Here is a 23,231-nt window from a genome sequence, read left to right as displayed (position 1 = left end):
GTTATTTTCAGTGTACACTTATTCACTTTTCAAAGATCTTTAAAAACTTTTTAAAGTTGGTCAATATTGCTTGACTTCCTTATAGTTAGCTCCTTTCTTACAAAAAGAAAACTCAAACCGCAGAAAAAAGGCTTTTCATACAGTTTGAGTCTGCCTGCATTCCAGTAACATACTCACTCTCTCACCTTGTTGTAGGTGAAAGCGTTTTCTTTTGTTATACAAATTATATATCGATTACGATTGTAATGTCAATTTTTTTTGAAAGTTTTTAATCATCAAGACAAGTAAGCATGGTTGCATGGGTTCCACACAATGTTTCAAAATCTTTAACAAAGACATCCACTGCTGCATTGATTGTGTCATTTTTTATAAGCCCTTCGACCACATCTGCAGATATAGTTGAAGCCCCTACTCCATACTCGCATAATTCAATTACCTGTTGAGCATTTTTAAAACTAGCTGCTATTACTTCACAATCTATATTGGTATCTTTTAGCATATCATGAATTTGTTTCGCAACAGCAATACCATTGTAACCAAGATTATCAATTCGATTTACATATGGCGCTACATACTTCGCTCCTGCTTTGCCCGCTAAATACCCCTGCATGGGTGAATAAACCGCCGTTCCTGTGACATTTACCCCTTCACTAGCCAATTGCTTTATCGCTTTTAGACCTTCTGGAATCACTGGGATTTTAATAAATGTATGCTTTCCTAATATTTTTTGAATTTGATGCGCTTCTTTCACCATTTCTTCTGCTACTAATGATATTACTTGCACATGTAATTGGGCATCACTTCCAATAAATTCACGGATTTCTTTTAATATCTTATACGGATTCTTTCCTTCCTTCAATAAAATAGTTGGATTGCATGTTACACCATCCATTGGATAATATTCATATATTCTTTTAATGTCCTCTATATTTGCATTATCAATTAATAATTTCATAATATCTCCTTTTATTCTACAATTATATGTTTTATTCCATTACTTCTTGCTAGTTCATAATACGATTCCATCTCACTTTGGGTAAAGGGGTCTGGATTTTGATCAAAACAATATGGTTGATTAAGGTATTCATATTTAGCTTTTGCCAATGGATTATAATTCAATAATTCATACCTTACTTCTGAATCCAAATTACTTATAAATTTTGAAATTTGCTTAATATTTGTTTTTGTAGCACTCAATTTGGGAATAAGTGGTGTTCTAATGATAACCTTATCTTTATATTCTGATGTTAATAAATATGAAATGTTTGCAAGTATCTGCTTATTACCAGCTCCTACATATGTGCGATGTTGTTTATCATCCATAATTTTTAAATCTACATATATCTGATCCAAATAAGGTACTATCTGTTGTAATTTTTCTTTGTCGATAGCTAAGGTTGTTTCAATAGCGACATGTATTCCCTTTGCTTTGCATTCTTTAGCAATTGCATAAGCAAAATCAAATTGATACAAAGGTTCTCCACCCGAAAGGGTAACGCCTCCATTATGCTTATAAAATACTTGATCCTTTGCTATTTCATTCATGATTTCTGTAAGCGTATATTCTCTACTATCAAAGTGAAGCGCATTAGTTGGACAAAGATATAAAATATGATCCCAATCTTCCTCTATATTACGTTCATAAAGAATACCATCACTTGTCATCTTTATGCCTCCATGTGTAGAAGCTTTTACACAAAGTCCACATTTAATACATTTACGCTTCAAATATAAAACTTGACGTTGCTTTTGAATACCTTCTGGATTTTGACACCAAACACAGTTTAATGGACACCCTTTTAAGAAAATAGTTGTTCGAATTCCCTCACCATCATGCGTAGCAAAACGTTTAATATCAAACACCGTTCCACACTTATTAGATATCTTCATAACTTGTTCTTGCAATGATTTCATTTTGCAATTCCCCTGCCAATTCCGTGAAGTATGCTGTATATCCAGCAACTCGAATCGTCAATGAACGATATTGTTCTGGATGCTCTTGGGCAGCCAATAAATCTTCTTTACAAACAACATTAAACTGCACATGAGGAATTTTCAAATCAACAAATGAACGTAAAAATGATGAAAATTTATCAATGCCTGTATCATGTTTGAAGAACGTTGGTAAAAACTTCATATTCAACAACCCACCATTGGTTGTTAGATCGTTATCTATCCTAGACACAGATTTAAACACCGCAGTAGGACCTTTTGTATCCCTTCCATATACAGCTGACATCCCCCCATCTGCTAAAGGTGTTTGTGAGAACCTCCCATCTGGACTAGCTCCTACATTTTCTCCCATAGGAACATGGGCGCTTACTGTATACATACCTGTATGATAAACACCACCACGATAATTTTTGAATGAACGTAATTTATTCCTAAACTTCTTTGCCCATGTGATACCTAATGTATCTACCCATTCTACATCATTTCCATACTTATCTACCTTGTTTAGTAATATTTGACGCATGATTTCATTATTTTCGAAATTTGTTTGTAATGCATTTAATAAAGCTTTTCTTTGAATTCGTTTTTCTTCATAGACAAGTTTTTTTAATGCTGCAAGTGAATCAGCTAGATTTGCTACTTGAATCATTTGAATTCCATTTAAATTATATTTTGCTCCTCCTGCTGTTACATCAACTCCCTTTTCCATACAATTGTCAATCACTGAAGAAAGAAACGGTGAAGGAAGAATATCAATATGAGCTTTTTCAACAATTTCACAACATGCAATCATCTGTTCCATATAAAAATCAATGGTCTTTTCAAATGCTATTTCTAATGCTTCGTAAGTGTCATAGATTTCTAAACCACCAAAATCTGGTGCCAACTTTTGATTGGTAATCAAACAGGTTCCATGATTTAGAGTTAATTCCAATGCTTTATTAAAATTAAACATAGCAGAATCACTCCAACCTAAATTGTTTCCTTGGGTTGTTAGTTCTACACATCCTACAATCGCATAGTCCATAGCATCTTTTTTCTCAATTCCTAAATCAATCATTCCAGGAACAATACATTCATCATTGAAAAACTGTGGCATTCCACTTCCCTTGGCAACAACATGAATAGATGCTTTTAATAGTTTATCACTTGTCTTATGATTCAATCTCAGCGAAAGGTTGGGTTGAGGCAACCCTAAGTGTTCTTGTGCTTTTAAAAACAAATAAGATAATTCATTTTCATAAGCTTCTCCTTTTTCATCCAATCCACCAATAGCAATATTGAAGCCAATCGGAAAACCAGCAAAATATTTCGCCCCACTTTTGTTTCGTAAATACACAATTTGATTAAACTTTAGCCAAATCGATTCTATGAGTTCTAAAGCTTGCTGATCATCTATTATGTGATGATCAATATCATTACGATAATATGGATATAAAAATTTATCCATTCGTCCCGGAGAGAAAGAAGAAGCATTTGATTCCATCTGTAAAATTACAAACAAAAACCAAACTGATTGTACAGCTTCATGGAAGCTCTGTGCAGGGTATTTACTCAGTCGATCACAAATACCTGACAGGTTAAGTAAATCTTCTCTATATCCTTTATTCTCAGCCCTACTTGCTGTTTCTTTTAATAAATCACGATATCTTTGCATAAACATGATTGCACCATCCATTACAATCACAATACTTTCATAAAAATCCTTTTGCTCAGCTGGTGCACTATCTATTTTAGCTAATGCCTCTGCCTTTAAAATTGCCGGCCCTTTTTCTAACCACGTCTCACAATTGGGACAAATATGCCCTTGTGCATGATCCGTTTGATTAATTTTCGCGACCTTTGAAATCGCAGTTATCTGTTCACCACCACGATATGCAATTACATCTTCTAATGATTTTCCTTGCCAATATGGTAATATTACTTCTCTAAAGGTTTGAATATCCTCTGGATGAACATGAAATTTATCTTGTGGTCTTTTAGGCAAGGTTTCCAATTCCCTATCTACCCAAGAACAGCCACCTTCAGGAAACACTACTCCTGAGCGAACTCCCTTTGTACGATTACCAACAATTTGTTCTTCTGGTTCAATTCCTATCTCAATATATTCAAGCGCTTCTTTTAAAGCCAATGCTCTCTTTAATATCATTGGTTTATTCTCATTTCGCTTATAAACATCCGTAATGATTTTTGCTTGCTCAATACTTACATACCGTTTTTGCGAAAGCATTTTCTCTTTTAAAATAGCAATTCGACTACTCTGTTTTAGCTCCATAAAGTACCTCCAATAAATAATTAATCTTTTACATTTATATTATATATTAGTTTTTATTGTTGTCAAAGTATTTATTATTGTTTTTTATTGTTTTAATAAAAAATAAGACCTACTTTTTCAAGTAGGCCTCTTTGATATGAAAAGAATGAATCATTTCTTATTATGCTCTTATATACCGTTTTGATTTTCAATGTGTTATATAATAATACTCATCCTTCTCATATACTTATCTTTTACTTCGCTACTAACGAAGAATTAGGAAATACGGCTTTTGTCCACCATAAGGAGTATAGACTTATTGTATTCCACTATTTCACTCATATTAAAAAATAAATTTCTTACCATTCTAGTCCTCTCCTTCCTTTCACCTACATTATAATATATTTTATGATTGGTGTATATTGAGGTGGTAGTTTTTGCACTTTTCTGGAATTATTGAACTCTATATAAAGCAAAAAAAGAGTATTGATATCAATACTCTTTATACATCACTATTTACACTTCATTCCTTTGTCTTTTAAATGCTTGATAATCGTCTTTGCATCAAGATTATTATCCTCAACTCCATAATATGTAAGTAATAAATTTTGCATCAAAGTACCTTTTAAATTATCATCACTAATCTCAAAAACAAGGATTTCTTTGAAATCATTATCGTTAGATTCAAAAGAATAGGTAATTCCTTTTGCACCTTTATATCGCGCTTCCATACTTTCTTTATATGAATCTAAAGAATTTTCTTGAATACTAGTTTTTGTTAGATCAAATGTATTGGTCATTTCAATTTTACTAACTTCATCCTGTATATAATAAATCTGATGTTGTTCTCTAATTGCAGAATCTTCAATTTGCAAATTTTCACATACGGTCTTTTTTTCTTCATTACTTTCACATCCGATAAGAATGCAAAGCATCATTGCTATAACTATACTTATTTTTTTCATACACGTTCTTCCAATGGTTTTGAACTAGATGATTTTATACATTGATGTCTTTGCACTTCTTCATAAATCGCTAATGCTTCACGACGCATTGCATTTCTTCTTCGTAAGTATATAAAACAAAAGAAACAAGTACATATAAATATGATAATTGATATTATTAAATATAATGTAGCCATATTAGTCCTCCAACTTTTCTTTTAATTTACGATCTTCATAATAATCATAAGATAACGTCATAATTACAACCAAAATACTCAACAATAAGAAAAGCATATAGTAATTTGAAGAACCGCTTGATATGCTATTCTTACTACCCATGATTCCTTTGTTATCAAAAGATGATTTTTTATAACGTACCCCAGAAGATGTATTACCTTTTGAACGTAAATCTTTTAATATTGAATCATATTCATCAAGACCATAAATTCCATTTGAAAGACGATCAAGTGAATACAGATACTTGCTACTAATTTCAGCTATTTTTTCAAGTTGTTCAGGAGTAAAATTTTCATTGATAACTTTTTCTTTATCTGTATTTATCCCTGGAGTGATAGATGGTTTTCCAGGTCCTGGCTTTTCTGGTTGAGAAGGGTTCGTCCCAATTCCGTTATTTGACGGTTTCTTGGACTGAATAGAAACACTTCCCACTGTCATATATTCAGTTGATGGATCACCTGCATTATAACCACGATGGTTTTTTATTGGATATTCATCCCCAGCCAATTTTGTTGTTGATTGAAACATTGGGAATTCAAATACCATATTTGTTCCACCTTCTGTTTCCGTACCTGTTCGAACTCTAAAATAAAGGGTTGCCACTTGTCCACCTTGATATTCTTGTGATTGTGAAACAGCATAATGACGAATACAGTTTTTATCCCCACTATAATATGCTGCATATGCATCCCATCCTGTATAGTTTTTCCCTATAGAACTTCTAATCGCATTAAAATCCGACACCAACTGTAATTTGGATGAATCGTATTTTATCACATTAGAGTAACCTGTCGATCCATGACCAGCAGGTAAAGATATTTTTACACGTATAATATCACCATCTCGATAATACTGTGTCCCATTTTCTACATAGCTATCATATTTTGGACTACCATATACACCGCCACCATCATTTCTTGATATTTCAACAATCGGTGCTACATCAAATGACGGTGTTAATGCTCTTGAATTCGCTACATTGTGATTCATAACATTTGCACTAAGAACCCTAGTCGATTTCTCGACTAAGGCTCCCAGCTTAGAAATAGGCGTTTCATTGTTAACCCAATTTTGATCTCCAACTAAGTTCTTATTTACTTCTGCAGAGATATTTATTTTGGGTGGTATAGTTATTGATATAGTAAAAATTATTATTGCTAGTTTTATAAATCTTTTTTTCATATGAATCGCCCTTTCTTTAAAAATGTTTTAACCTATTGGTACTTTAATAGTTGGAGGTTTTACTTTTGGATTGTTCACATAATAATGAATCATTCCTAAGTCAACCATATCAATATATCCATCACCATTTGCATCAGACAACAATACATCTGTTGGTGTCACAAATTGAGGATTATTGAATAACTCATGGAAATACATGTAATCCACACTATTAATTATATTATCTCTGTTGTAATCAAATAAAGTACGGTCTTCTGTAAGTTTCACTACTGTCAAACTTACTGTTTTTGTAACATAATCTTTATTTCCTAATGTACCATAAGAATATGTTAATGAATATGTACCTAATTTCCCTGAACGTATTGCATCCCAATCTTCATCAGCAACCGCTAATGTAGGTGCTTGTGTTGTTCCATCATCGAAAGTAACCACTGCATTACTAATATCAATCAATTCGTTTCTACTTGTTAATTTCTTAGCAGCTGCATCATCAATTTCTTCATCATTTGCACTCAACGCAACACTTTCATCTTCTGAAATTATCGGATCATCTGCAATTACAACTATTTTTACCATTTTTTGTACTTGTTGTTTTCCACTACCGTATGAATAAAGTACGTTATAGCCACCAATTGTTCCTGCACTAATTGCTAATAAATCATCATTTGATATCGTCACATCTGGCACTTTTTTATCACCACTCGCCAATACTACTTCTGCTTTGTTGTATGGAATCAATTGCGTCTTATTGCTAACTTTTTTTGCATCTGATACGGTTATAAAAGCATTTTTCGCATATAATGTTGCTGTTTTGTCTTCAGACTCTTCAGAGCCATCTTTTACAACTGTAATCTTTACTGTCTTTGAAACCGTTCCATAACTATAAGTAACATTATAAGAACCTTCTTTACCACTGTTTATCAATGACCAATCGCCTACAGAAACTGCAACACTTGGTGCTGGTGTAGTTCCATCAAGCAATCTTACAGATGCTTCATTATATGGAATTAGGTCTTCTTTCGTATTCAATGCTTTTGCTTGTGTTACTGTAATCGCTTTATCTCTTGCATATAAACTTACATCACCATCAACAATAGAATCATCAGGAATAACATTTACTTTTGCAGTAACTGAAACTTCTTTTGTTCCTGTACCATAACTATAAGTAATTATGTAGCTTCCCAAAGTTCCTGCTTTAATTGTATTAAAGTCACTTGTTGTTACAACTGCATCTTGGTCAACACCATTATAGTCTGTTACACTAACTGAATTCACTGCACGTAAACTTTCTTTTGAAGTTAATTCTTGTGCTTTACTTTGAGTAATAAAGTTATCTGTAGCTGAGATTAAATGTCTTAAATCTTCTTTTATTGTAATTGTTACTGTCTTTTCAACAGCACTATCACCTTCACCATATTTAAATGTAACTTCATATTCACCAATGATTCCAGCTTTGATACTATCAAAATCATCTGTTTCTACACTAGGTGCTACTTTTGTACCATCTGATAGTGTTACTTCAGCATTTGCGTAATCAATTAAATCATCCACTTTACCAAGCGCTTTTGCATCTTCTTGATACATATCAACATCATCCGCTACTAAACTAACTGTTTCATCTTTTGAAACAACTGCATCATCTGAAATAACCGTAGCTTTCACATTCATTTCAACTTCACTATCACCTGTTCCATGGTGATAATATACATTGTATGTTCCTAATGTTCCAGCTCTCATCTTATTCCAAGCATTTGCTTCAATTTCTGTTGTTGGAGTTGTAGTTGATCCATCCGCTAATGTTACTACAGCACTGTTATATGGTGCTACGGCTGAACGTAGTGACAATGCTCTTGCTTGTGACTCTCTAATAAAACCATCTTTTGCATATAAGGAAACTTTTTTATTATCGCTTATGTCAGATCCATCTTTTACAACAACTACATTTACTGTTTTTGATGCAAAACTTTTATCTATTCCATAAGAATATGTTGCATTATATGTACCAATTGTACCTGCTTTGATCTTATCAAACTCTGGTACATCAACATTTGCTGTTGCTGTTGTTCCATTTGATAAGTATACAAATACATTATTTAATGGAAGCAATGCTTCTTTTGCAGATAAGGCTTTTGCTTGTGTTTGTGTCAAGATAACACTATCCGCTCTTAAAGCTACCGTTCTATCTTCAGAAATAACTACGTCGTTTTCAACAACTGTAAGTTTTACTGTTTTTGACATTGGTGTTCCTTCAAATGTATATGAATAAGTAACATCATATGTTCCCAATGTTCCTGCCTTAATTGTATCTAAACTACTTGTTGTTGCTTTTACTGCCACTTCTTGTCCATCACTTGCTGTAGCACTAACAAAGTTATAAGGTTTTAAATCTGCACTTTCACCAATTGCTTGTGCTTGACTACGTGTAATGAATCCATCCTCTGCAATAAAATCAACCGTTGGTTTTTTCGCAATAATCGTTTGTGATTCTAAACTTACAGTTCTTGTTTCCGCATAACGATTCGCATCAAATCCTTCGTGTATAAATTCATAATCGGTAATACTAGTTCTACTGATTGCTTGGAAAATTGGAAATTCAAATGTAATTTCTGTTCCTTCTACTGTTTCCACATCATTAAGAACTCTAAAATAAATTTTAGCTGTTGTTCCTCCAGCTGTATCAAAATCAGGTGCATCATTTCCATAGAATGTACGCACAATCGTAGTTGATATTAATCCCTGTGTTCCTTGATAAGCTAAATTTGTATTAGCTTCATAACCCTTTGCCCGATAATTATCACCAAGCGTACTTTGAACATTTAGCTTTGTTGATACAACTGCTACTTGTGTTGGATCATACTTTACTACGTTCCAAAGTTCTGATGCCCCATGATTTGCAGGCAATGCAATATCCAATTCAATAATATCGCCTTCACGATAATATTGAACACCATCTTCAACGTATGATGGATGCGTATGTTCCCCATAAGCACCATTTCCGTTATTACGTGTAATGGTAATATCTGTCTTTATTCCTTCCGCTGCTGCAACCGTAATACCACTCATTGGTAATATAGTTGTAATTGCTAGCAGAAGAACAAGACTTTTCATGATAATCTTTTTCATAAATGTCCTTTCTCGAAAAGCAATGGAAAAGGAGTGTCCAGACTTCCTTTTCTCACCACTTTCAAATGCTTTTCTTTCTGCTATAAATTAGCGATATGTTTTTCTTAATTTAGTTCCTACCAATACAAGTCCAGATAATGCCAATAATGTCATAAATCCTGCTGTGTTTGTAGTATCTCCTGTATCTGTTCCTGCTCCAGAATTACCTGCAGCAATTGATGCATGACCTGTAGATCCATTATTTGATCCTGTAGAATCATTTCCTGGTGTTGTTGAACCTGCACCAACTCTAATTTTAATTACTGCTTCTGCTGTTCCATCATCGATTAAACTAGCAAAACCAGCTCTTCCAAGTAATGAAACGATTTCTCTTTCACCATTTTCGTTATATACTACTGCTGGCAATAATAAATCTAATTTCATATTAAATGTTTGTGTTGTTAAAACATCATTTCCATCAATTTCGTATTCATCAGTTTCTCCACCGAAAACAGTTCCTTTAACTTTAAACTTAGATCCATCATTTCCTTCTACATTAACAACAAATTCTTTACCTAAAAGACCTTCAAGAATTTCTTCGAATTCAGCATCTGTTGTTCCAGCAGGAATATTCAATCCTTGACCAGCTGTTTCTACTGATTTTACAGTGTATGTTCTTTCTAAAACATTTAATTTCAATGTTTTTTCTGTTGTTTCATTTGATGCATTTGTTACTTTATATGTAAATTCATAGTTTCCTGCTACAGGTTGATGTTTTCCTGTTTCATCAGTTCCACCAGTAATTACAACACTATCTTTATTAACATTTGCATCACTTGTACAGCTTGCTTTTTTTATGTAATCTTTAGGGTTTACAATATCTCCTTCATAAACTGTTACTGTATTAGCAGTTAATTCCAATGTAGGTTTTACTGCTGGTTCAGGAGCAGAAGGTGTTTTCGCTTGAATTGTAATTGATTCAGGGTGATATTCATATGTTGATTCATCTCCTGCTATAAAACCTTTATGGTTATTAACAGGCATTCTTTCCCCTTCAATTCTTGTTGCACTATTAAAGTTTGGAAATTCGAATGTAATATCTGTTCCTTTTGTACTTTCAACTCCAGGTTTAACTTTAAAATACATTACAGCAATATTTCCACCTTCAAATTCATTTGCAGGTCCTGTTGATATTGTTGAGATTTGGTTTGTCTCTCCTTCATAGTATCCAACTGCTGGATCCCATCCTGCATTCATATAATTTGAAGCCATTGAATATTTAATATGATCCATTGTTGATAATAATTGTAATTTTTCATTATCATATTTCACAACATTAAATACTGCTGATGACCCATGTCCTTGCGGTAAAGATACTTCTACTTGAATAATATCTCCATCACGGTAATATTGTTTTCCATTATCTACATAACTTTCTTCTTGTTCGTGTGTTCCATAATATAGTCCACCACCATCATTTCTTGTAATTGTAATCGTAGGCTCTACGTCAAATGAAGGTGTTTGAGCTGCTGTTATTGAAGAAGTAACATTCCCAACAATAGGAATCAACACAGCCATCACTAACCCTAGAGCAGCGATTTTCTTAAATCCTTTTTTAATAAATTTTAATTTCATATCGTGTTTGTTTATTTATAAAATAAACAATCTCCTTTCTTCATTATTTCTTTTTAAGTAAATCAATTGGTATTCTAATTTCTTTTAATTTTGCTTGTGGATTGTTTAAATAATAGTGAACCATACCTAAATCAACCATATCTATATATCCATCTCCATTTGCATCAGAAAGTAATAAATCTTGTTCTGTTACAGTATCTGGATTATTAAATAAATCATTGAAATATACATAATCTACACTATTTACTTTTCCATCATTATTATAATCAAATAAATACCTTGCTTCATATTCTTGAATTAGTGTCAATTCTACTTCTTTTTCAACACCATCGTAGCTAACAGTAACTTTATAATCACCATCTTTTCCAGCTTGTACTTTATCGAAGTCTTCCACTGAAATATCTGGTGCTACTGTAGTTCCATCTACAAATTCAACATATCCATTCACTATATCTAATACGTCTGTTTCTGATTCCATACCTTCTGCTTCGGTTTGTAAGATTTCTCCATCTTCCGCATAAAGAACAAAATCTCTTTCTGGTGAAACAATTCCACCATTCTTCTTAACACTAACGATTACGTCTTTGCTAACTGCATTATTTTCACTTCCATAACTATAAGTCACATCATAGTTTCCAAGTGTTCCACTTTTAATCGTTGCGAAATCATCTGCTTTCACATTAGGCGCTAAAATATCTCCACTTGCCAATGTTACTTTTCCTCGGTTATATGGAATTAAATCTTCTTTTACATTTAATCCTTCTGCTTCACTTTTTAAGATACAAGCATCAAATGCATGAAGAACAAAATCTTCATCTGGTGATAAGATACCACCATCTTCATATACTGTTATCTTAACTATTTTTTGAACTAAGTTATCGCCTTCACCAAATGAGTAGAAAACTCTATAAGATCCAACTTTTCCATCTGTAATACTCATCCAGTCTCCTGGTTGTACAAATGTACTTACCTCAAATTGCTCACCTTTCTTATTGAAAGCTGTAGCTTTGTTGTATGAACGAAGTGAACTATACTCTTTTCCAGATAAAGCTTTCGCTTCACTCTCAGAAATCAATCCATCTGAAGCTGTCAATACATATTCACCATCTGGTGTTGGTACTCCATTGTGAACAATAATTTTAGCTGTTGTTGTAATTGTTTCTTCATGTAACGTATAAGAATATGTCACATCGTAAACACCGATTACACCTGCTTTAATCTTGTCGTAGTCTGCACATGATGCACTAGGTGTATCTTCTGTGTTATTCCATAATACTGCTTTTGCTTTGTTGTAGTATGCTAATCCATCAACATTAGCTAATGCTTTCGCATCATCACGGTGAAGGAATGCATCTTCTGCAGTAAGCGTTACTTTTTCTTCAATTGGAGTTTTTTCTACAATTACTGTATTTCCAATAAGTTCAATATCGTTATTTACAGTTGCTTTAGAAGATAATTCAGATCCACCTTTTAGTGTTTTATCTCCTAAATCAAATTGAACATCCCCGTTTTCATCTGCTACTTTTGTTAATTCACAAGGTGTTCCATCTTCATATGTCCCTGTAATTGTTACTTTCGCATTTGGTTCTGTTTTCACATTCACAATTGAATCAGTATCTTTTACAGGTTCTTGAATTTCAATCGAAACCCCTCTAAACACTAAACTCTTAAGTCCATTTTGCATTGCTGTATATGTATATGCACCAGTCCAAGTTGTAGGATTAACACCAACTAAAGTGTTACTACTACTTTTATGGTTCATTGCAATGTTATGTACATAACCTAGGTTATAGTATGCTTTGTTATCTGCACTAGCTAATACAACAGCATTGCTTGCTGTTACATTTCCGCCACCCCTTGTCATCATTTCTAATGGAAATGTTGATTGACTTGTAAATTCTGCATATTTAGGTGTATCAAGGTTGATATATGTTGCTGTACTGTTTGCACCGACAGCTCCACCTTTACCATAGTTAATAACACGGATTGATCCACCTGCATCAACATTGATTGCACTTTCTTGTTGTGTATTCAACATTCCATACCCTGCTTTTGTGTTGGAATAGAAATTGAATGTACCTTCATCTTTTACTCTAATGTAAATTGGTGAATTGTTACCAGGTTTTGCTAACTGACATTCATTGTCTGTATTGTTTGTTTGATCAATCGTAAAATTTGCACCTTCATTTACTGTAATTGAGTGTGTTCCACCATTTGCATTTGCAGCAAAAATTCCTTTGTTTGATTTGATTGTTGCCTTTGCGTTCTTTCCTACTGTAATGTCAATATGTTTATATTTATCATCATTGTAAGAAGCATAGAAGAATGAATTGTAACTCTTTCCTAATCTTGATTCATGATCAATTGTCACATTTGCACCTTCTGCAAATTCTAAGTTTGTAATTTCTGCAAACTCTTCTGAATATGGATTTGTTCCTTTTTGTGTCCAAGTAGTATCTCCTGACATAATCAGTTTTCCACCTTTTGGAGCATAGAATCCTTGAGCATTTGAACCTTTGAAATTCACATTATGGAATGTTACTACTACTCTTCGATAATCATGTCCATTTGCTACACCATATCCTCCAGTTCCCTCAATATCAATATCACTGAATGTTACTTTTCTATCATCTTGACGAAGTTGGAAACCTTCCCATTTTGAACTACCTGTATCGTATCTATATTTATGACGAATACCTGTTCTAGGATCAGTTCCATTAATCGTTACACCTTCTGCAATAGAAATACTCTTATCTGAAGATGTACCAGATGCCCAAATAATATCCGCTCCAAAATAAACTGTTGCATTTGGTATTTCAGCATATGTTTTTAATTCATCAAGAGTATACACAATATACTCATTGTCTCCAAGAATATTAGCTCTTGTGCTAATATCACTTCTTAGCGCCCCTCTTGATATCTCGCCCTTGCTTGTTGCGTCTATAATGTCATTTACAATAACTTCATAGTCATATGTCTGAAGGTCTTGACTATCCTCCATACGATACTCTACTTTAAATGTATAAGTAGCGTTGTTATCGACTACATAGTTTAAGTCATCAAGACTCATTTCATTTTCATTTGGATCTAACACTTTACTCACTTCAACATTTTCGTTTTCTTGTGCCACATCTAAATGAATTGTCGCTTGCGCTTTATCATCGTTATAAGTAATTTCATTTTTTACACTTATCTCAGAACTACTATCAATTGCATTAATATTCGTTAATGCCATTCCAAGTGCCATGCAAAAAGCTAAAGAACCTAAACCAAATTTACGTAAGCTAGATATAACTTTTTTCATATCCAATTCTCCTCTCTATTTTAGGGACGACCGCATTTTATGAAAAGTTCTCAAAAAAATAAATTCGTCTTATCTTATTATTTTCCACCTATTTATACTTTCATAAAAACTCAATATTACTGCATAAATAAAGCGTTTAAGACTAGAAAGGTAATATAATTCCAAAAATAAAAAGGATCATCATCAAAAGCGAAAATCCTTTTTTATAAATTTTTTGCCGCCCTCATTTTGTATATATTATAAATTTTTATATTGCTATTCTGTACTACTAATCTTTTTTTCAACATTTATTTTGTAAGTTTCATAATTCCCTGCAATATCATAAAACCTCACTGTCGCATCTTTTTCTAATGCATCACTTAAATAGAAATTCTTCTCATCAATCTTTACTAATGATATTTTTTTATCGCCTGCTTCTACATAAGATTTTTCAAAGTCAATCCCTGAATGATTATCTTCTGCACTTAAACTAATTAATCCATCATCTGCCGATATCCCTAATAAAACAGGTGCTGATTTATCAATATTCTTTATTTCAATTTCTTCATTGGAATTCTTATATTTAATTACATACTGCCCATTTTCACTAGCTATAAAAGTACACCGATCTTTGTCAACAACATCAAGCTTTATCTTCTTGCCATTAAGAGTTACTTTGACATCCTTTGCCTTAATCGTCCCATCAAAGATTATCCCAATTTGTAAATTCTTATTCGTTATCTCATCTAGATACATCACTTCTGTAATATTTTTTGCCGATGTATCTGTAGGATTCATCACGCCTGCTGCTCCCAAACCTCCAAGTAGCAAAGATGAAAGTAATACAAAAGTTCCAATACTTGCTCTTCCAAGTGAATTATTTCCAATTGCAGATGCCAGTGCATCTACAGAGACGTTGGTAGCTTCCTCAATCTTTCGCATGATTCTAGCACCTGATGCTGCTGTAATCTTATGTGTTTCAATCATAGAAACATATATCCGGTATGCAAAGGTTGGAAACGACAACGTTAAAAACGTCCTGGGGGTTATCTCTTGCCTCTGCAAATCAGAACGTAGTTGTTTTCGTGCACGATGTAAACGGCTTTTAACCGTACCTTTTGGCACATTTAAAATACCTGAAATTTCTTCCAAGCTACATCCAGAAAGAAACCATAGATCACAGATTTCTTTTAGCTCTTTTGGTAAACTTTCGATTTGTAAACGAACAGACTCCAAAATCGTATGTTTTTTAACTTCATAATTTGTATCTCTTGTAGAATCTGATAATTCTTCTACATCATGATTATCACTACTTAAATTACGTTTATTCTTTCTGTATAAATCTAAACTAGCATTGTATGCAATTCGATAGATCCATGTATTAAATGCACTCGCATCTTTTAAATCTTTTCTTTTTTCGAATACTTTAATAAACGTATTTTGCACTACTTCTTCACAATCTGCTTCATTACGAAGAATTTTGATGGCCATATAATTAACTTTGTTTTTATACACAGCAAAAATCTTAGGATATACCGTATCATCACCATCAATAAATTTTTGAATTTCTTCCGCTTTTAATCCACTCATATTTCGCCCTCCTGATAAATTATAAATTATGGTTTCATAAGAGGGCTTAGTCATACGGGATACTAAAATCAAAAAGCTCGCTCACTACCCTAAAAAAACAAGAATAGTGAAACAGCAGATAACAAAAAAATATAAAAGATAAAGTTGCCCTCCGCATAATTATAGTGTGCCTTCCCAAGCCAATTATGCAATTTAACTAATTATATTTTTTTATTATGCTGCTTTTATATACATTTCTTAATATTAATATCGCATAAAAAAGCCCATATTACAAGAAACCTTCAAAAAACTTCATTATTTTTCTTAGTTTTTGTAGATATAAGATGCGTTGGTGCAATAAATATACACCAGCCCATCTTATATCTAATGTATGAAAGATGTTTCTCACACATTAGATACTAAGTTTCATATTCCTTCAAATAATTTCAAAGATTACATCATATCTTCGCTTTTTTTCTTTTTTCCCATATTCCAAAAAAGATAAATACACTTGAAATCGACATTAAGACATACCATGCAGATATATCCGTATTATCTCCTGTACTTGGCTTCGACATGGTATTAGCAACACTTGCAGCATTTTTAATTCTCACTTGATTAGTAAATGTTGCACGATCCACTTTTAAGCCCTTCTCATTAGCGATTGTCACCTCACTAATGAAATCATTATGACTATCGTATGAAATATGAACAATAATTCGATATACTGTTTTATCATAGACATAGCCCCCTTTTTCTTCCTCTATGACTTGATAAAGATCATATTCATACACTCCACTTTGTGTATAATTAATCGCTTCTATATCTATCCTCTGGTTTCCCTTCAAATAAAATATATAATTTTTTTGACCACTATTTTTTGGCATTGGAGCATTGTCCGTCACTGCAAACAGACAATACTTAAACTCATTTGAAATTGTATTTTCATTTTCAACCTCAAAAATTTGCTCAACAGGAAGATTTACATCCACACCGTTTTCTGCTGCATTCACCTTGATACCAAAAGGTAATATCAAAAACACTATGACTAAAACAATAAATTTACACTGTATCTTTTTTATTCCCTGAACTGTTTTCATCACCATTACCCTTTCTACTTTTTTCAATGATCATCCATACGATACATAAAAGTAATATTCCTAAAACCAATTTTGCCCATAGTGGTAAACGAAGAAATGTATTCCATATTCCAACATTACTTTCAGACAAATTATCTTTTGCACGATTGAAAGAATCTGGATATGTTGAGTCGGTAATCCGTCCCACCAAAATGTATCTACCATTGGTTAATGCAGATGAACAAGTGCTCAATATCACAATGTGATCTTTTGTTGTAACATGAAGATCACGATAGTGAAGCGCGTTCACCTCAATATACTCTAATGCTGCTTGTCTTTGATCATCGTTTATAATTGCTGGTTGAAAAATCACACTATCATAACTATCTGTTTCTAAAAATGCAAAGAATTCAATACCATGATTTTTTCCACTATAATAAATATTTCCATATTTTCGATCTTTAAAATACATAGAATCAGTGAAATTACTCAAATCACCAAACATTGCTGATTCAACCATATGATGCCCAAATAATATCGAATTAAAATCTGAGAAATCATGTTTATTTCTTGAATCTAAGAAAATACTACCAGATATGGAATATTTTCCTTTGCTATCCGTATTTACATACTTTTTATTGTCTTCAGCTTGGACAAAAGGATAATCAATCCTTGTACCATAAACAGTGAGCCACCCAAATACTTCATCATTTATCGTCTGTAATTCCTGAAACGATAAATTATCTTCTTCGCTTGGCTTATATGCTTCATATTGTATAGCCTGTGCTTCATTCGTTACTTGCTTTGAATCCCATAAAGCATAACAACCATATATAAACAATAAAAGTAACACTACAAATATACTTGCATTTATAATTCCATGTATCCCTTTAATGATCTTTCTTTCTATGAAACGCTTTGATTGCTTCTTTTCAACGAAAAGTTGTTTTCTTTGTTTCATTTTTTTATTCTAACTAACCTTGTGTTCTTGTGCGTCTCTTATTAACAATATAGAAAGCAAATCCTCCCATAGATACTAAAATAAACAATATAAATGGTAAGTTATTAATATCAATACCCATTGGTGGAATATCTTCTGTATTACGAGTGTGTGTAAATACAATTGTATTCTCATATTCACCAACTAATATGTCAGAAGCCGTTAAAGTTGTTGCTTTTGAACCCGCTTGTGTAACTTTTGCTCCACCATTTGATATATATTCATAAGATGGTGTATATGTATCCACACCAGTTGCTACTACACTAACCTTTGTACCTGCTGGAAGTACCTCAAAATCAATTGTTTCACCATGTTTTAAAGTAACTGTTGTTGCTTGACCTGTTGTAAATGTATAAGGTGTACTACCAACTTTCCCTGTATATGATAATGCAGCTCTTGCCGTTGGTGATTGTGTTAATGTTACATTATATGTGAAATATTTTGACTTATCTGCTGCTGTTCCAGCTACTTTATGTGTGATTGTCAATGCTGAATCTAATTCTTCACCAGGATCAACACCAGCACCACCATTTTTTGTAAAGGTATTTGTAAATAATTTAAATGTTTCTCCACCAGTAATATCATCACTTGGTTGTGAACCAACTTTTTGATCAACGTTATTTTGATCATCTAATGTAGCAACATTTACCGCGCTAATATAAAGTGTTCCATCTGTGTCTTCAGCAACGATTACTTGCATTCTATATTTGCTTGTATCGTATGCCATTTCTCCATTTTCAATTGCTGTTGTACCAGCTGTTTCACTAATTGTATAAAAGAACTCTCCTGCATGTGGATATGTTACTCCAGCGAAAATATTCGTTGTCTCTTTTTCAATTGCATTTGTATTTGCTGCTTTTACATCTGCACTTGTGAAATTCACACTTTTGTTTGCAATCGCAGGTGTAGCAGCATCAAATGCTGTATCTGCTGCAAATGCAAAGGTAAAACTTGCACTTGGTGTTGTAATACCATCAGCAATTGATAAAGTCTTTGTAATTGTTACTTCCTTGCTATCACTTGCTGCAGCTGTGTTCACTGTTGAAACTGCAATAAGTGTAAATGTCATAATACTTACCATCATTATTGATAATACTTTTCTTAATTTTGTCATATTGTCCTCCATTATATTTTTATAAATTTCTTCTTCGTATAATCATAAATACTTTTCCAAAGGTATTTTTTATCTTGATTGAGCCAAAAATTCTACTATCGCTTGCTTGCTCTCGATTATCACCTAATACAAAGATTTCTCCTGTTTTTACTTCCAAAGGAAATTCAACATCAGTTGCATATCGTAAAGTATCTGTATAAATATCGTATTCTTGTTGAAGTGAACCATTTATGATAAGTCCTTCTTCATTGATATCCACTTGATCTCCTGCTACAGCAACAACTCTTGATACATAAGTCGTGTCATCATACTCATACATAACCAAATCCTTAGCTGTATAATTTTTATCAAATCGATAATAGAGTATCAGATCACCATCTTTGATTGCAGGATCCATATCTGCATTTGCATTGCGATGAATCCCAAATATAAGCGTAAATAATAAGATAAAAATACCAATAATTGCAATAATCTTAATAAACAAATATAGAATATCTTGTAATACTGTAGGTTGTTTATTTGGATCTCGCTGTTTTTCTATTTTTTCTTTAATTGCTAACATTTTCTTTTACGATATATCATCTTAACTAAGATGCCACTAAGTCCAACAACACCCATGAATATTACTACCAAAGGTGAACCTTGAATTCCCATATCTGGGATATAATCTCTTGTTCCCGTAATCAACACTTCATGATCATCACTCAACGTTCCTGTCGCGTGTTCATTTGTACACGTTCCTGTTCCTGTATATGCAAATTCATATCCCCTTGTAGAGGGTTTTGCTATTACTTTGTATTCCACTCCAGGAGTAGTTTCAAAAGTAATGCTTTGTCCATGCTTTAAAGTAATTGATGCCTTTCCATCAATAAATGTTAATGTTCCATTTGCTAAAGCTTGATTGTTTGCATGTGTTGTTTTCCCTGTATAATCAATTGTTCCATTAAAATTCGTCTTATCTGGATTTATCAATTGAATTTCTATTTCAAACGCTGTTGATCTATTTGCATAAGATCCGCTTACCGTTTTTTCAATGGTAAGTTTATTTGGTATTAAATCATAATAATAAATAATTTGATTATGTGCTTTATAACCACTTTCCGTTTCATCCTTTAATCCTACGATTTTAACTTTTGAATCATTATTCAATTCATAATCACTTCCTGGATGAAAATCATTTAATACCACGATTGTTCCGCCAACCGTTCCAAAATCATTAATCTCTTTGACGATAGTATACTTTTTACCATCATGAACATGAGTTCCATTTAATGGATCTTCTTTATAAAAATATGCATCATACTCTGCCGTATCTGTACTATCTAATACATTGCTCCATTGTGCTACGAAGGTAAATGTATGACCTTCATCATACTTTAAATCACCTTTTGCATAAGCTATTGTATCTTCATTAATTTCAAATGATTGACCTAATGAATATAACGTATCTGATACTGCTACACCATCTTTATAAAGCTTCCATCCCTTAAAGAAATAATCTTCTTTCTTAGGTGCAACAACAGGCATATGTGCAGTTGCCGTATCATGTTCTAATGTATACGTTACAAGTGAACCATCACTTTTCTTTTCCGTTGCAGTTGTTCCATTCAATGTGTATTTTTCTAAATTTAAATCCGTATTAGCATAGGTACCACCATCCATATCAAAAATTAAATTATATTGATATGGTGTAGCTTTCAAATCAATAACTTGATTATTTGCAGGATGTTCTTTTAGTGCAAACACATGTGTATATCCTTCTCTTGCTGCTTCGACAAAGAAACCATCACCATTGATTTTTCCTCCACCAGCGATTCCCAACTTCTTAAAAGGATCAAAATGCCGATAATTTGTTACCAGACTGGCTGCCACCTCTTGAGCATTACCAGAAGCTAGAAAAATCTTTGAATAATCTCCTTCCACACCATTATAATAAACTCTATAAGTTGCCGTATTTGGATTGTATCCTGGCTTCACTGTATATAAATAAATATTATAACTTTGTGCTGGATCTCCTACATTATCTCTTTCCTTGTAGTATGCATCATAAACAGTATCCCCATCATTCGGTTGTAAGTTGTAGAAGAAGTGATCCCCAGGATTATCATAACCTGTTCCACTTACCCATGCATTTCTTACTACTGTTTGTTTGGCAGCTCCCACTTTCGAAATACCAATCATGTCACGAATAATCATTTCACGCTTTCCACCAAGCTTAAAGTTTCCAGTTAAAACCATATCTTCTTGAATATCACTAACCGTGATTACATAAAGGCACCGCTTTTTACTGCTATCGCCAGCCTTCCAAGCCAAGCTCGCACCTTTACCTGTTAACTCTATGGTTACAATTGAACCGTTTTTAAGTGTTGTTGTGGTAGTTGACCCAATATCATAAACCAATGGCACTTCTACACTTTCGCCATTAATTGCTAACATATTCAAATACCATTCATCCCCACCTGTCCATGATTGTGAAAACAACATAAACGATTGTGTACTCCCTGGTGTAACACTTGGAATGAACTCACCACTTGTGGTTGCATTTAAACATAAATCACCTTGCTGGATTCCATCGGATGGTGCTTCTGTAATTGTATAAAGTGCATCTGATAGAAACTCTGCTTTTACTCTCATATCACCATTTAAAGCGCTAGCAGGTATTGAAAAAGTCATATCCTTATTATCACTTATTGATACCTGAGTAACTACATTGTTTTTATCAATGTATTCAATCTTACTAATATGATGATATTTTTCAGCCTTTACATGGATATCAACTGCATCATCTTTCCATGTTGTCGCTGGTCCACTCACACTCCCCTTTAGTGGATCATATTCGTATGTAAAGCCATATACTGACTTACACACAATTACTAATTTCTCATTCTCCTTTAATAAAATTCCTGTATTCTGTTGATTTGCTAGAGAATAATAGATTTCATCATCGAGCTTCCCCACTCGAATAATATCTACTTCCGTGGTGTTTCCACCTTCTTCCCTTCTAAGTACTGCTCTTTGAAATTTTACACCATCCTCTAGTGTCAATTTTTCTACTGCGTCCGATACTAAACCTGGAGATATTGTGATTTCTTGTACCACACCATTCACCTCCAAATACATAGGAACATCTTCAAACATTAATGGCTGTATCGATCTAAACGATATCTTTTCATCAACATCCTTCATAACATCTTCCGTCTTTGTATCTGAAGAATTATCTTCCGCTCCAAGTTTGTTCATGGTAAGTTGTCCAATGACAACAAACGTGACTAACAGAATAAATGTTAGTTTCGCTAGCCATTTACTTGGTTTTTTCTTCATTCATTTTTCACCGCCCTCATCTTTCTTTCTAGTATATTGAAACATTCATTCGCAGTACCAATTTATGTAATACTTCAATATACCATTCAATCTCCCTTCCTCTATTTTCAGTGACGTTTGAAAGTTGCGAAAAGTTCTCAACTTTTTATTTTTTATAATTACTTGTAAAACGTTGTCTTTTCTCTTGATTAAATTACACTATAAAACAATCTTTTTTTTCATCATCTTTTAATGTGTTTTATACAAATATAATACTTTTCTTTCCCGTCAAATACAGGTTCCTGCTCCTGCACCATTTAACCTTTTCATGAGCTAATAATATAATATTATATTGAAATCTATTACCCTCCTTCATGTTTATCTAAATAAAATTGCCCTTCATTTAAAAGCTTCTACCTATAATCAAAAAAGCTTTGAGCATATATTAGTGGGTAAATATCACAAAAACGTTCATTTTTTTATTTTACGCTTAATTCAACCAAAGAATACCTAATGGTACAAAAATAATGTAAGAATGATTGATACAATACAGGAATAAAGGCAGGTATTAAAAATGAA

15 protein-coding genes are annotated in these 23,231 nt (G+C 33.0%); all 15 read right to left on the bottom strand.

Features of this window, described 5'->3' with window-relative positions; genetic code table 11:
• Nucleotides 1-268: 268 nt before the first annotated feature.
• Nucleotides 269-955, bottom strand: coding sequence for a fructose-6-phosphate aldolase (locus M2475_RS08700; protein WP_277490922.1), 687 nt, complete (start codon nt 953-955; stop codon nt 269-271).
• An 11-nt stretch (nt 956-966) separates the two neighbouring features.
• Complete coding sequence (locus M2475_RS08695; protein ID WP_277490921.1) at nt 967-1,914, bottom strand: glycyl-radical enzyme activating protein; 948 nt, start codon at nt 1,912-1,914, stop codon at nt 967-969.
• Complete coding sequence (locus M2475_RS08690; protein ID WP_277490920.1) at nt 1,877-4,228, bottom strand: formate C-acetyltransferase/glycerol dehydratase family glycyl radical enzyme; 2,352 nt, start codon at nt 4,226-4,228, stop codon at nt 1,877-1,879. The genes M2475_RS08695 and M2475_RS08690 overlap by 38 nt, the downstream gene beginning before the upstream one ends.
• Nucleotides 4,229-4,719: 491 nt before the next feature.
• Nucleotides 4,720-5,172 carry a hypothetical protein gene (locus M2475_RS08685; protein WP_277490919.1) on the bottom strand — a complete coding sequence of 151 codons (453 nt, stop codon included), beginning with the start codon at nt 5,170-5,172 and terminating at the stop codon, nt 4,720-4,722.
• Nucleotides 5,169-5,348, bottom strand: a complete 180-nt coding sequence (locus M2475_RS08680) for a hypothetical protein (RefSeq protein WP_277490918.1) — start codon at nt 5,346-5,348, stop codon at nt 5,169-5,171. The genes M2475_RS08685 and M2475_RS08680 overlap by 4 nt, the downstream gene beginning before the upstream one ends.
• Before the next feature lies 1 nt (nt 5,349).
• A complete protein-coding gene (locus M2475_RS08675) occupies nt 5,350-6,570 on the bottom strand; it encodes a hypothetical protein (protein ID WP_277490917.1) in 1,221 nt (406 codons plus the stop codon).
• Between the two features lie 27 nt (nt 6,571-6,597).
• Complete coding sequence (locus M2475_RS08670) at nt 6,598-9,693, bottom strand: bacterial Ig-like domain-containing protein (protein ID WP_277490916.1); 3,096 nt, start codon at nt 9,691-9,693, stop codon at nt 6,598-6,600.
• 87 nt (nt 9,694-9,780) lie between these two features.
• A complete protein-coding gene (locus M2475_RS08665) occupies nt 9,781-11,307 on the bottom strand; it encodes a hypothetical protein (protein WP_277490915.1) in 1,527 nt (508 codons plus the stop codon).
• Between the two features lie 43 nt (nt 11,308-11,350).
• Nucleotides 11,351-14,611 carry a dockerin type I repeat-containing protein gene (locus M2475_RS08660; protein WP_277490914.1) on the bottom strand — a complete coding sequence of 1,087 codons (3,261 nt, stop codon included), beginning with the start codon at nt 14,609-14,611 and terminating at the stop codon, nt 11,351-11,353.
• Nucleotides 14,612-14,866: 255 nt separating this feature from the next.
• Nucleotides 14,867-16,180, bottom strand: a complete 1,314-nt coding sequence (locus M2475_RS08655) for a sigma-70 family RNA polymerase sigma factor (protein ID WP_277490913.1) — start codon at nt 16,178-16,180, stop codon at nt 14,867-14,869.
• 437 nt (nt 16,181-16,617) lie between these two features.
• Nucleotides 16,618-17,259 carry an FctA domain-containing protein gene (locus M2475_RS08650; protein ID WP_277490912.1) on the bottom strand — a complete coding sequence of 214 codons (642 nt, stop codon included), beginning with the start codon at nt 17,257-17,259 and terminating at the stop codon, nt 16,618-16,620.
• A complete protein-coding gene (gene srtB, locus M2475_RS08645) occupies nt 17,222-18,199 on the bottom strand; it encodes a class B sortase (protein ID WP_277490911.1) in 978 nt (325 codons plus the stop codon). The genes M2475_RS08650 and srtB overlap by 38 nt, the downstream gene beginning before the upstream one ends.
• 13 nt (nt 18,200-18,212) lie before the next feature.
• Nucleotides 18,213-19,352, bottom strand: a complete 1,140-nt coding sequence (locus tag M2475_RS08640) for an FctA domain-containing protein (RefSeq protein WP_277490910.1) — start codon at nt 19,350-19,352, stop codon at nt 18,213-18,215.
• 19 nt (nt 19,353-19,371) lie between these two features.
• Nucleotides 19,372-19,914: a signal peptidase I gene (lepB, locus tag M2475_RS08635; protein WP_277490909.1), complete on the bottom strand. Its 543-nt coding sequence runs from the start codon at nt 19,912-19,914 to the stop codon at nt 19,372-19,374.
• Nucleotides 19,908-22,673: a hypothetical protein gene (locus tag M2475_RS08630; RefSeq protein ID WP_277490908.1), complete on the bottom strand. Its 2,766-nt coding sequence runs from the start codon at nt 22,671-22,673 to the stop codon at nt 19,908-19,910. The genes lepB and M2475_RS08630 overlap by 7 nt, the downstream gene beginning before the upstream one ends.
• Between the last annotated feature and the right edge of the window lie 558 nt (nt 22,674-23,231).

Source organism: Breznakia sp. PF5-3 (assembly GCF_029504745.1).
Taxonomy (GTDB): domain Bacteria; phylum Bacillota_I; class Bacilli_A; order Erysipelotrichales; family Erysipelotrichaceae; genus Breznakia.
This window is presented reverse-complemented; position numbering and strand designations above follow the sequence as displayed.